The sequence below is a fragment of the Parabacteroides faecalis genome (assembly GCF_022809355.1).
GTDB classification, from domain to species: Bacteria; Bacteroidota; Bacteroidia; order Bacteroidales; family Tannerellaceae; genus Parabacteroides; species Parabacteroides faecalis.
The window spans coordinates 25,455-37,882 of the sequence record NZ_JAKZMM010000011.1; the positions used below are offsets into that span (position 1 = coordinate 25,455).

Sequence of the window (12,428 nt, forward strand, 5' to 3'; positions counted from 1 at the left end):
GTGCTAAAGCTTTTCCATATATGTGATAAAGCTTTTTGACAGATATGGAAAAGCTTTTCGACAGCTGTCAAAAAAATTAAAATCCTACGAGATTCGGAGTTGTTTCCAGACTAGAAGATACATCGATACCCGCTTTTCCGAAGAAACAACCGCTAAACTCTCAAGATTTTCTCCATAACTTTCCCTTTGGCAAGTTCGTCAATCAATTTATCCAGATAACGGATTTCCTGCATCAAAGACTCTTGTATTTCTTCTACTTTTATACCACAAATCGAACCTTTTATCTTCTTCCGATTCGGATTCAAGGCAGGAGCTTTTCGGAAAAAATCGCCGTATGAAGTCGGTTGTTCCAACAGTTCCACCAATTGTTCCTGCGTATAACCCGTCAGCCAACGGATAATCTCGTCCACTTCTGCCTGTGTCCGGCCTTTTCGCAAAGCCTTGTTTACCAGCAAAGGATAAACTTTAGCCAAAGGCATCTGATAAACCTTTTCATTGTCCATTTTATTATATTGAGTATTATTAAAAATCAAATTCTTTTCAATAGTCTATCACCTACAATTTTATGCATTACAAACAAGTTCAATGCACCAAACAAGATTCCAATCAAAGCATATCCAACTTGTTCACAGGGTGTAAAGAACTTATAAGTTTCCCAAAAAGCCCAAATACAATAAGGCAGGCAGCACAATGAAGTAACTATAGCCGGTATATATCCACGCCACAACAAAAACTGAAAAAGATGAACGACAAGATGAAAACCAAAAGCCACCAAACAACAATACCAAGCTATCCAATTACCAGTATATGCACTTAGGAATGTACAGAAAGAAACAAGAATAAACTCTTCTGCAACAATAACGGTAAACGCTGGTGTTGTTATGGAACCCAACCTACGGATTGTTTGTCTAAAACGAGGGAAACGATTGTAAAGTGCTGCCCCATTTTTATCCATCCAAAGCCGAATCCCAATAATCTCTTCCAATTCATGAAGCATAAAAAAAACAGGCAACAGGAAAACTATTAGTATCGTATCCATTCTTCCTAACGATTAAAAGTTAAACTCCTCCGGAAATAAATCATATCCGTCAAGACTTTCCCATCTTCTACAATCGGATGATCATAATTCTCCGTAAAGAAACCAGGAAGCGTATGCGAATAAGTAAAACCACAACTCTGATAAAAAGAAACCGTTTGTCGGCTATCGCCCGTACCCACCAATAGGGTATGTCCCGTTTGCTGATAATGGCGGCAAAGGAAATCAACCATTTGCCTTCCGAATCCTTTTCGTTGGTAAGCAGGATCAACCGCCAGATTCTTCAATTCATAGACACCTTCTTCCTCTTCCGTTACTACAGCCACGGCAATCCATGTTGCTTCATCCACATACATCACGAACAAATTGCCCCGATCCAAATAACGGTCGATCATCGATTCCTGTTCGTCTGCCAAAAGAAGCAAAGAAAGGAATTGCTTTTTATTCGTTGAAACTTGTTTTATTTGCCAGTCCATTCGTCTTTCAAACATTCAAAATAATGTAAGTCCATAAAGCCTCCGTTCTTGAAACACGCTTGGCGAAAAACTGCAACTTGTCGGAATCCTACTTTTTCAAGGACACGCATGGAAGCCATGTTACCTTCGTACACGTGCGCAAACCAACGCTTTACATCCGAATTTCCCCCATACAAATACATCGCTTCCCGCAAAGCCTCGCCCATAATTCCCTGATTCCAATAGGGTTCTGCCAACCAATACCCAACTTCGGTATTGAAACGTTCCACATCAGTTCCTCGCATAAAACTGATATTCCCGGCCGCTTCGCCACCGATCTCAATACAGAACTCATTCCATTCCTGCTGGGCTACCGCATAATCAATAAAGGCGTGTGCATCATCTTCCGTATAAGGAAAAGGAAGGCGATCCCGGCAATTGTCCCAGATCTTTTTGTTGTTCAAATACCGGGCCAACGACATTGCATCCGATTTCTGCCAAGGGCGAAGCCGAAAAGAAGTCCGCTTCATCGGCACACTGATCAATCCATGATAATTCTGCGGTCCATCCAAAGGAAGAAACCCCAGGCTTTTATAGAAAGGCACAGCATAGGTTGAAGAGTTCACCGTAATACTTCGATAAGGATGTTCTTGTATCGCAAAGGTAAACAAAGCCCGTCCAATTCCTTTCCGGTGATAATCGGGATGAATGAAAAACATCGACAGATGCAGATCTTTTTCCCGCATCGCCAACATTCCCACCAACGCCCCGGTTTCCTCGAATGCTCCCCAAAAGGTTAGTTCCTGCAAACGTCCTTCATCATGAATGAAACTCTTAAACACGCCTAAGCCTTCTTCATCATAGTCTGCTTTTCCGCAAGTGAGATACACATCCAATGCCAACGAGATTGCCTGTGCTTGTTCAGTTTGATGTAGTTTTCTGATCTCCATATTTAGGGTATTCTCTCTAATCTTTCACTGGTGTATAATCAATTTCCGCCTCTTCATCGGTCGCTTCCAACTTAAAGATAACCGGACGCAAACCATCGTTACAACTACAGATAGCCACTCCCGGTTTACGAATCCAATCGCCATAATAGAATAACTGATTACCGGCTCCATGAGCCAAAGCGAATACATACTGATAAATAGCCTTCCAGGCTTCATCACAGAATCCTTTCGGTTTGGCATAATCGGCATAAAAGACTTGTCCTTCCTGCAACATCGGACACTTGGTTAATCCTTCGGTACCATATTCCTTAGCCAAATCTTCAATAAGCGTTTTCCTCAACACCGTAATCTTTACTTTCTTCATAACGATTCGTTTTTATTGTTTTTCTCAACTGAGAAGTTAATCAACTACAAATAATTAGCTTGTATCTGCTATTCGCATCCGACTACATACAAGTTTCAGCGATTAAAGATAGGAAAGTTTTACACGTGTCTCTCATAAAATAACTACTTTTGTAAAATCAACCACTAATAAATATACGGAAATGACTTGGAATATGACAAACAGATGGTGGATTGTGCTTTTGCTGGTCGCATTGGTGGCCTGTAACAAAGACAATGACTTAGAGATACAGGAAGGAAACCAGTATCTGACCCATGTGATTGAAGAAAGGAAAATCGAAAAGACTGAATTAGCAGCCCAAATAACCGATTTTATCTCCGGTCAAGGAATCAATTTGCCCGAAGCCTTGATTCTAGGTTTTCTGCGTGATATCGACGTGGCAGCAATCGAATACAACACGGTCGGAGCAGACGGCTCTACAGTGACGGCCTCAGGTGTGATTGCTATTCCGAGCGGTACTATTTCATACGACCATTTGCTCAGTATACAGCATGTAACATTAGATATCGATCAAGCTCCGTCACGTCAAGACTTCTATTTTGAGATGATTCCGGTAGTAAATGGACATATCGTCGTCATGGCAGATTACTTGGGATACGGCTCCAGTCAGACTCCCGACCGGCAACATCCTTACTTACATGCCCGACTGACAGGAACAGCATGCGCCGATATGATTGAAGCTGCGCGGGAATATCTGCATGATAAAGGAATCAAAGAAGAAACGGATAGCCTCGAACTAATTGGTTATTCGCAAGGCGGACAAGCAACCATCGCCACCGTTCTTGAACTCGAACGGCGCGGTAAAGGGAAAAGTATCCGAGCAGTCTATGCCGGCGGAGGTGTTTACGACTTGGAAGAGACTTTACAAACTTTTATCTCTTCTACCGATGCACTAGATTCTTACTCGCATACCGGCTATGCACCTTATCTCATTCGTGGAATGGCGTATGGAGAACAACTAGATGTACAAGATGAGAATGTATATGCACCGGAAGTAATCAGCAAAGGATTGAACAAGATGTTCTCCACTCGCCCACTTTCGGAATGGCATCAGGCATTGGGTACCGACATTACCCGTGTAATGCATCCGGACTTCTTCGCACAACCATCATTTAATGGTAATGAAGATGTACTGGCTATTGTTGAAGCGCTTCGAACCAACTCATTGCTGAATGCTTCGCCCCAACCACAAACATACATTCATCTATATCATTCACCAAAAGATGAGCAAGTGCCTTATTCTAATTCAGTAAATGCACACTCCTCTTGGCCTGCCACTAGCCTAACAGACCTTGAGATGTCTAAACATGGTACCTGCGGAGTAGAATTCATCATGCGTTACATGGGATTATGGGAAATCTTCGGGCCACTCATCAAGGCTGGGAAGTAAAGCACACCATCACATATTCTTCGTCTGTCTCGCGCACAGTTTTAAAGCCTAATCGTTCATATAAACGAGCAGCTGGGTTTGCTTTCTGTACCGAAAGAGACACCTTCTTATATCCTTCACTGTACAATAAGCCAAGCACAGCTTGTAACAACGCAGTCCCAATTCCTTTTCCCCGATATGCTGCATAGAGTGAAATAGCCAGCGAAGGCGTTTGGTCATCCACATGCCCATAATCGTTCATCAAACGAACCCATACAGCACCAAGTACTCTTCCAAAACTTTCAGCAACGAGGGCATAATCGCCTATACGACTACCAAAATCTTGGATGTATACTTGTAGTTCTGGTAAGTCAACCACATTACGAGGTGGAGCATTCATTCCTTCGGGCACAAAAATTGCTTCGTAAAGAAAATCGCGCAACAAAGATGTTTCGTTTACTTGTAAAGAACGAATGATAAAAGATGGCTTCTCTTCCTGAAGTTTAATCTTGGGAACTGATTCATCATAATAAGCATCACGATTCATTCCTAAAGCTATTCAAGTCCTTTACTCTACAACCCAACGCTCGATATTACGCGTTTCGTTACTGAAATTCACACCAATCTTATAAAGCGTACGTGTATCAGCTACAAAAGGTGTTGCATAATTCTTGGCATTGATTTGCGCCAACGCTTCCTCAGCCGTTCCCTGGAATTTGAATTCCATTACATAAATATAATCGGAAGTCTTCACCATAAGATCAATACGCCCTTGTGAAGTATGATATTCCGCCTCGGTATAAAAGCCTAATAACTTAAAGACAATAAAAAGTACATTCTGGTAGTGTAATTCCTGTTCACGGATAAGCTCATAAGGCGTATCTGCTAGAAAACTTTGTAAGCGCAACATAAAGTCGTCAACATGTCCCATACGAACATCCTTCACAAATTGCTTTATTTGAAATGAGGAATCACTCGTATCAATGTTCACATAAGTAGGTAATAAGAAATTGATGAAACCCTGTTCGACTTCTTTATTAGGAAAACCAAGCGTATAAATCCGAAATTCACGGTCGTAATCTTTAATTGTCAAGTAACCACTTTGGAACAGTAATGGGATAGGATTCTTCTGTATATTCTCCAAACCAGTCAGATTATCGGCTGAAGCTTCTACGTTCCCATCCAAGTTACTCAAATTATAATGGTTCTGTTGCAAGAGTTTTACTAAAATAGTCGGCGTACCCGTGCTGAACCAATAATTATCCGGAGACATCCGGTAGAATGTATTCAGCAGACTAAAAGGATTATATATACCTTCACCGCCGGGAACAAAATGATATCCGTCAAACTTATTGCGCAAGAGTGTACAAGCTTCCTCAAAACTGATCTTCTGCCGTTGTGCCAATTCTTGAATATCTTCCTCAAAATTGGGTAAAAGTTCGGATTCGGTAATTCCACACATAGTGGCATATTGTGGATCCATCGTTACATCATTCAGGTTATTCAAGTCGCTAAAGATGCTAACTCGACTAAAACGTGTCACACCTGTCAGCAGAGCAAAACGAATATAACCGTCGCACGATTTTAAATTCCCATAGAAGGCCTTCAGAATATTACGATATTCATCCTGCAACTCTTCATTACCTAATGCCTGAATAAGAGGTTTGTCGTATTCATCAATAAGAATTGCCACATTCTGCCCCGTCTGTTTGGCTGCGCGACGGATAACACCTCCAAAACGAAGGGATAATGAATTACCTCCCGGATCACGACCGTACTGTTCTTCCCAACGCGTTAAGTAACCATCCAGAATATCTTCCAAGCTTTTACGAGAGTTATATTCCTGGCTATTCAGATCAATATGCAAAACCGGACGCTCAATCCAGTCTTTTTCCAACTGCTCCATCGCAAGTCCTTCGAAAAGTTCTTTCTTACCTTCGAAGTATGCTTCCAATGTAGAAATCATCAGACTTTTACCAAAGCGGCGCGGACGACCAAAGAAATAATAACTACCGGTACTAACCAACCGATGAAGTAGTGCCGTCTTGTCCACATAAACATATCCGCCCGTACGGATCTTCTTGAAGTCTTGTATGCCAACTGGATATAATTTTGCCATAATCGTGGATTATTAACTATCTTCCTCTTGCGAAGATAGTATTTTTCAGACAGAAGCGCAAAGGATAAGGCGTTTATTCCTTCCAGTCCTTTAACCTTTCCAGCATCCGTCGTAAATTAGTTTCATTTTCTTCGTCCGATATTGTCGGATCTTTCATGAAACGAACACAAGGTAATTCCGGACATCCTCCGCAGTTCTGTTTCTTTTTATTCCGGCAACATTGATAAATGGGACATACATCATCTCCGGTATTAGGTAACCAGAAAGCTTTTCCCCGAATCTTTCGGCAACCAACACAAGCTGAAGGATAATAGTTGCATTCTATACATACTGCCCCACAAGGCGATGGATTCACAAAATCATCTTTCCACAACCACCATTTGCACTTGATCGGATCAGGATTATCGGTATTCACAAAATACGCAACAGCCCGATAAAGATAAAGTTGGCAACGGTCGATAACACAACCCCGCAGACGACATTCCTCCGCGTAAAGCTCTTCTGCCCGTTTACCCTTCAAAGAGTCTATCGTCGTGTAACCCATCGCGATCAAATCCCGTTGGGTCTGAACTCCTACGTTCGGTATTTTTCGTAGTTCATGCTGCTTTGTTCCTTCTTTTTTCGTCATCTAGCTCCGATATTAAGATCATTTACATTTCTCTCCCGTTATAATAAATGCAGTGGCATTTGTACGTTCATACTGGATATTACTGAACGAAGCCTGAATAACTAATTTAGTTATTTCCTCTTTCGAATAGATGTGCACATCACCATCATGACTAAATCGAATAAAGAGATTCATTAGTTGTCTCAATGGGAAACCAATACTATAATCACAAATCAAAAGGTTACCGCCTCCTTTAAGAACCCTGCGAAATTCTGCAAGAACTTTCTGTGGATTCGGATAATGATGAAACGAATCACTACAAACAATTAAATCAAATGTAGCATCACTAAAAGGTAACATCTCTGCATCGGCCCATAATAATGTAGCTTTATTTCCAATTTTCACTTTGGCCACTTCTAGCATTTTCTCTGATATGTCAACTCCTGTAAGTGAAACCTCCGGATAACGTTTATGTATTCGTTTTAAGATTTCACCAGTACCACATCCTACATCTAGTACATTCGCGAACCGAAAGTTTTCCATTTTCTGTAATATGATTGAATATTGTTCCCGAGCATGAGAACCATTTCTATCCATATCATAGGTTAAAGCTTGTCGGTCAAACGACTCTTGCGATTCTTTCTTTGCATTCATAATTGTTTATCTCCTTTCCTTATTACTTACTAGTCTTGGTGCCCCGAATGTAGTTATGACTACCAACAGCCATAAATTACCTGACATTGGGTTATAGGCAGACAATAATTCTCGGAATGAAATGTCGCCCATCAAACCAAAAGTGAATTCAAATCCGATTGTTAGCAGCATCCATACGATTCCGATCCGGTAACTTTCTTTCTGGTTGTACCTGACAATACGGGGTAAAAGCAGCCAGGTAATTAATAAGATAAATAAGCTAAGCAGTACACCACTCAAGGCATTCGCTCCTACTTCGCCTAACCATCGGACAAGAACATATTGCCTCAACCCGCCGTTTAAGATAGCGACGGGTATGAAGCATAGCCAAACCAGCAAAGAACGAATCACGTTCATTTCTTTCCGGTTTACTTCTGTCGGTGACACACGGTACCGGTTGCCTGATAAGTAGGCATCACCAAAACTTCGGCTATTTGCACATGGGCCGGAGCTGAAGCAGCATAATAAACAACATCGGCGATATCGTCGCCTGTCAACGGACGAATACCGTCATATACCGCATCGGCTTTCTGCTTATCACCCCGGAAACGAATAACAGAGAAGTTCGTTTCTACCATACCCGGTTTGATGTTGGTCACGCGTACTGGTGTATCGACCAAATCAATCCGTAATCCGTCGGATAAGGCTTTCACAGCTGCCTTGGTTGCACAATAGACACTTCCTCCGGCATAGGCTGCATCTCCGGCAATGGAGCCGATATTGATTACATGTCCGCAACCTCGTTCTACCATTCCGGGCACAATCATCCGAGTCATGGCCAACAAGGCTTTGATATTGGTATCAATCACGACGTCCCACTCGTCTAAACAACCTTCGTATTCCTTATCCATCCCGATAACCAGTCCGGCATTATTGATCAGCACGTCAATCGCTTTCCATTTTCCTTCAAGCGAATCGACAGCCTGGCGCATAGCCTGGCGGTCACGGACGTCTAAAGGCAATGTCAATACATCCACTCCTTGTGCCGTCAGTTCCTGCTTCAAAGCTTCCAACTTTTCTGTATTCCGTCCGTTCAATATCAGGTTGCTGCCCATCGCCGCAAACTTGCGGGCACAACCTTCACCGATACCACTTGTAGCACCGGTGATGAAAATCACTTTTCCTTTCATATGCTATCTGTTTTATAAATTATCTCCTTAAAGTTTCATATCGTCCGACTGCTTCTCTTCTTTCCGAACACGCTCCGTCTTCAACTTAGCCCCGCAATATTTACAATAAAGAGCTTCCGGTTCATGTCCGTCGCGGTGACAACGTGGGCAACGGCGTTTCTCCAATGCTTTATGTTGTCGGACCATCGTTGCCGAAACAATACCAGTCGGGACAGCAATAATCGTATAACCGATCAGCATGATAACGGCCGAAAAGAAACGTCCCAAAGGCGTTGCCGGCGTAATATCGCCATACCCGACGGTCGTCATCGTAACAATCGCCCAATAAATGCTATTCGGAATATTATTAAACCCGGAATCCGGATTCGTCCCTTCTATCATATACATCACCGTTCCCATCGAAGTTACCAGGATCAAGACAAAGAAAAAGAAGATAAAGATCTTCGGAGCGCTGATCCACAAAGAGCGCAAAAGCAGATTTCCTTCGTTGATAAACTGGAAGAGTTTGAAGATACGGAATATCCGGATCAGACGAAAAGCCCGGATCACTAACAGGTAATGCGAACCATGCAAAAAGAAACTCAGATATACCGGCAGGGTTGCCAGCAAATCGACAATACCAAAGAAACTGAGAACATACGTCCGGGGTTGTTTCAGACAATAAATACGGGCCAGATACTCAATCGTAAAGAATAAGGTCAGCAGATATTCCAGCACGCGCAAGACGATATATGCCGAATGCGGGAATATATGCATGCTTTCCAAAATCACCAACAACACACTCAGGATAATACTTCCGATCAGCACGATATCGAACAGTTTTCCTTTCGGTGTATCCGACTCAAAAACGATGGTGTAAATTTTTTCCTTTAATTCTTCATTATGCAGAAAGTCATTCCAACGCTGATATAATTTCGCAATATAGTTCATCTTTCCTTTTCCGTTTCCATTAGCCGAGGTAAAGGTAGTAATAAAAACGTCCAGAACCTACCAATTATTCGGATAGAAACAAGGAGATTTTCTTTGTTCGCCCTGGGCGAACATATAGTTGCCCACGACGAATATATATTCTCCGACGGCGAATATAAAATCGCCACCGAAGAACAAAGTTTTATTCATTGGATTGAGAAGAAGAGACAAATAGCTTCGTAAGAATATATCCTCAGGAATTTATTCAACGCTCTTCTCTCTGACAGTAAAAACTCAGGGAAGGATCAGGCATGGCGCGGACGAATCTTCCGGACCACCGTAGATAATGTTTTCTGAATCGTTTTCGAGAGGATAATCAGTGTTACGGCTGTAATGATCAATAGAATACCGAAGCCAGACTGCCAGGTAAATTCTTCCTGGAAAACAAAGGCACCGATGCAGACTGCCGTCACCGGTTCCATAGCACCCAGTACCGAAGTCAGCGTTCCACCGATATGATGAACAGCCAAAACCAGCGTAATATTCGAAATTACTGTCGGGACAACAGCCAACAAAAACAGGTTTATCCAGGAAAGAGCATCAGGAACCGGCTGAATCCCTTCGTTAGACATGGCTTTGACAGCGAAAAGCAAGGTACTCACAATAAAGACATAAAAAGCCAGTTTGCGCCCATTCATCGAACGGACACGTGATTTGTTCACCACAATGATATAAGAGGCATAAGCCATGGCAGAAAGAATTACAATCAGCATACCCAGCGGATCGAGTGTCAGTTCGTTTCCTTTAATCGACAGCTTCGCCACGCCGGCTATTGCCAATAATATGGCCAGCCAGGTAATCCAGGAAGCCTTCTCACGGAAGAAAACAAACATCAGCAGGGTAACAAATATCGGATACGTAAAATGAATCGTTGTAGCGACGCCGGCTCCCATGAAATTATATCCCCAGAAAAGAAACATAGCCGAACCCGTATAAAGCAAACCCAATAAAATCAATACCGGAACGTCGCGCATCTGTATCCGGAAGGTCTCCTTTTTCAGCAACATCATCACGCCCAATGCAGCGGTAGCCAACAGGAAACGATAAAACAAGATGGAATCAAAAATCAATCCTTTCGCCATCAGCGGCAAAGTAAACAACGGGATTAATCCGAATGTAACCGAAGTAGCTATCCCGTACAAAAAACCTTTCAAATTATTCATGACATACACCTTCTATAAAATGAGCGGCAAATTTCTGAAAAATCGCCTTATCTGCCAAAAACAAGAAACAAAAAAACCCGGAAAGACAGGAAATCTTTCCGGGATAAAAACAATTTATATACAATACTTATAACAACATTCCTGCAGCAGTCTCTTCGGCAACCGGATTACCTTTGATAGCAGCCACCAAAGCCAAACCAAACTTAAATACCAGCGACGGACCTTTACCTGTAATGACATTGCCATCCACTTCAACGTCGGCGCCACAAGTTTCAGCACCAATCAGATATTCTTCAAAGCCCGGATAACAAGTAGCCTTACGACCTTTCAACAAACCTAATCCACCCAATACCAACGGAGCAGCACAAATTGCAGCCACAATTCCACCGTCCCGATACTGCTGTAATAAAGCTTCTTTCAAAGGAACACAAGCATTCAAGTTTGTTGCCCCAGGCAGTCCGCCCGGCAATATCAAAGCGGCAGCATTTGCCAGCGGAGCTTCTTCCAGCAGATAATCTGCTTCAATCGTTACTTGATGAGAACCTGTCACAAGCTTACTGCCTGTAATGGATACGGTTGCCGCCTGAATACCAGCACGACGCAATACATCTACCGTTCCAATAGCTTCCGTTTCTTCGAAGCCTGTAGCTAAAAATACAAATGCACTTTTCATCTTGTTGTCTGTTTATTTAAGTTTATACACATAGGTGATTGTACCACTCTGATTGTTTGCACCGCTGATGCTGTTGAAAGTTGCCCGCTTGGCAGCTTCAAGGGCACTTTTTCTCATCGAAGCATTATCAATGTTTGTACCTCGACCTATTTCAGCAAATATAACTTTACCTTTCGGATTAACGGTTATATTAATCACAATCTTTCCCTCTTCCTGGATCGTATAAGCCGGACGAGGCAAACCTCCGGCACCAATCGAACGGCCATTCAGGTTGAACGAACCATATCCTCCGATGCCATCATTCTCACCATGATCCGAATTTCCGAACGGACTTCCCTGATTGCCTGTACCGGTTTCGGCATCACCCTGGTTATTTCCTTCGGCACTACCGATACCAAACGCACCCGCCACCTTATTACTGATGGCTTCGGCCTTCTTACGCTGCTCTTCAGCAATACGCTTGGCCTCGGCTTCTTTCTGCTTACGGATACGTTCTTTTTCCTCAGCTTCTTTCCGTTTCTTCTCTTCTTCCTCTTTCTTGCGCTTCTCCTCTTCCTTCTTCTTATCATCCAAAGAAACACTTTCTTCCAAATCCTGCGTCAACAAATCTTCCTTGGGCGTTTCCACCTTTGGTGTAGGAGTTGGAGGCGGAGGAGTCGTTGTCTCTTGCGGAAGCTGCTGTCCGGTATATTGCGGTTCGAAAGTTCCGGCAGAAGAATCAACGTTTCCGAAGTTAACCAAAACGCCTCCATCTTCCTCAGGAACGACCGTCTTCAGGACAGTAAACCAGAGAATCAGAAAAATGACCGCATGGAAAGCCAACGATCCGATTGCTCCATATATGTCATCTTTATTAAACAT

Annotated in this window: 16 protein-coding genes and 1 pseudogene; 1 reads left to right on the top strand and 16 read right to left on the bottom strand. The window is 42.7% G+C overall.

The features are described from left to right. Positions 1-152: 152 nt before the first annotated feature. The 6 genes and pseudogenes from MUN53_RS05875 to MUN53_RS05900 form a co-directional block, all read right to left on the bottom strand. Positions 153-503 carry a DUF2200 domain-containing protein gene (locus tag MUN53_RS05875; RefSeq protein WP_243323871.1) on the bottom strand — a complete coding sequence of 117 codons (351 nt, stop codon included), beginning with the start codon at positions 501-503 and terminating at the stop codon, positions 153-155. A gap of 26 nt (positions 504-529) precedes the next feature. Next, the gene (locus tag MUN53_RS05880) at positions 530-1,039 is read right to left on the bottom strand and encodes an HXXEE domain-containing protein (RefSeq protein WP_243323872.1); all 510 of its coding nucleotides are present in this window, start codon (positions 1,037-1,039) and stop codon (positions 530-532) included. A 5-nt stretch (positions 1,040-1,044) separates the two neighbouring features. Then, positions 1,045-1,512, bottom strand: coding sequence for a GNAT family N-acetyltransferase (locus tag MUN53_RS05885; protein WP_243323873.1), 468 nt, complete (start codon positions 1,510-1,512; stop codon positions 1,045-1,047). Next, the gene (locus MUN53_RS05890) at positions 1,497-2,021 is read right to left on the bottom strand and encodes a GNAT family N-acetyltransferase (RefSeq protein ID WP_243323971.1); all 525 of its coding nucleotides are present in this window, start codon (positions 2,019-2,021) and stop codon (positions 1,497-1,499) included. Before MUN53_RS05890 ends, MUN53_RS05885 begins: the two co-directional genes overlap by 16 nt. After that, positions 2,022-2,441, bottom strand: a pseudogene (locus MUN53_RS05895) (GNAT family N-acetyltransferase); the annotation flags it as partial. It abuts the gene before it with no gap. A gap of 16 nt (positions 2,442-2,457) precedes the next feature. Further along, positions 2,458-2,805 (bottom strand): TIGR04076 family protein, encoded by a 348-nt coding sequence (locus MUN53_RS05900; RefSeq protein WP_243323874.1) that lies wholly within the window; start codon positions 2,803-2,805, stop codon positions 2,458-2,460. Between the two features lie 193 nt (positions 2,806-2,998). Here MUN53_RS05900 and MUN53_RS05905 point away from each other — a divergent pair, with 193 nt between their 5' ends. Beyond that, complete coding sequence (locus MUN53_RS05905) at positions 2,999-4,234, top strand: lipase family protein (protein ID WP_243323876.1); 1,236 nt, start codon at positions 2,999-3,001, stop codon at positions 4,232-4,234. Here the strand turns inward: MUN53_RS05905 and MUN53_RS05910 are convergent. The 10 genes from MUN53_RS05910 to MUN53_RS05955 all read right to left on the bottom strand — a co-directional run bounded on the left by MUN53_RS05910 (position 4,218) and on the right by MUN53_RS05955 (position 12,428). Continuing rightward, positions 4,218-4,760, bottom strand: coding sequence for a GNAT family N-acetyltransferase (locus MUN53_RS05910; protein WP_243323878.1), 543 nt, complete (start codon positions 4,758-4,760; stop codon positions 4,218-4,220). The two genes, MUN53_RS05905 and MUN53_RS05910, sit on opposite strands and share 17 nt — an antisense overlap. Before the next feature lie 21 nt (positions 4,761-4,781). Further along, positions 4,782-6,332 (bottom strand): ATP-binding protein, encoded by a 1,551-nt coding sequence (locus MUN53_RS05915; protein ID WP_243323880.1) that lies wholly within the window; start codon positions 6,330-6,332, stop codon positions 4,782-4,784. A gap of 73 nt (positions 6,333-6,405) precedes the next feature. Then, on the bottom strand, positions 6,406-6,960 hold the full coding sequence (locus MUN53_RS05920) for a helix-hairpin-helix domain-containing protein (RefSeq protein WP_243323881.1): 555 nt from the start codon (positions 6,958-6,960) through the stop codon (positions 6,406-6,408). An 18-nt stretch (positions 6,961-6,978) separates the two neighbouring features. After that, a complete protein-coding gene (locus MUN53_RS05925; RefSeq protein WP_243323883.1) occupies positions 6,979-7,593 on the bottom strand; it encodes a class I SAM-dependent methyltransferase in 615 nt (204 codons plus the stop codon). A gap of 6 nt (positions 7,594-7,599) precedes the next feature. After that, positions 7,600-8,019, bottom strand: a complete 420-nt coding sequence (locus tag MUN53_RS05930; protein ID WP_243323884.1) for a hypothetical protein — start codon at positions 8,017-8,019, stop codon at positions 7,600-7,602. After that, positions 8,001-8,762, bottom strand: coding sequence for an SDR family NAD(P)-dependent oxidoreductase (locus MUN53_RS05935; protein ID WP_243323886.1), 762 nt, complete (start codon positions 8,760-8,762; stop codon positions 8,001-8,003). Before MUN53_RS05935 ends, MUN53_RS05930 begins: the two co-directional genes overlap by 19 nt. 27 nt (positions 8,763-8,789) lie before the next feature. Then, positions 8,790-9,692 carry an ion transporter gene (locus MUN53_RS05940; RefSeq protein ID WP_243323889.1) on the bottom strand — a complete coding sequence of 301 codons (903 nt, stop codon included), beginning with the start codon at positions 9,690-9,692 and terminating at the stop codon, positions 8,790-8,792. A 284-nt stretch (positions 9,693-9,976) separates the two neighbouring features. Further along, a complete protein-coding gene (locus tag MUN53_RS05945; RefSeq protein WP_243323890.1) occupies positions 9,977-10,894 on the bottom strand; it encodes a DMT family transporter in 918 nt (305 codons plus the stop codon). A gap of 127 nt (positions 10,895-11,021) precedes the next feature. Then, positions 11,022-11,567, bottom strand: a complete 546-nt coding sequence (locus MUN53_RS05950; protein ID WP_022456080.1) for a DJ-1 family glyoxalase III — start codon at positions 11,565-11,567, stop codon at positions 11,022-11,024. 12 nt (positions 11,568-11,579) lie between these two features. Next, entirely contained in the window at positions 11,580-12,428 is an 849-nt protein-coding gene (locus MUN53_RS05955) for an energy transducer TonB family protein (RefSeq protein ID WP_243323891.1), read from the bottom strand.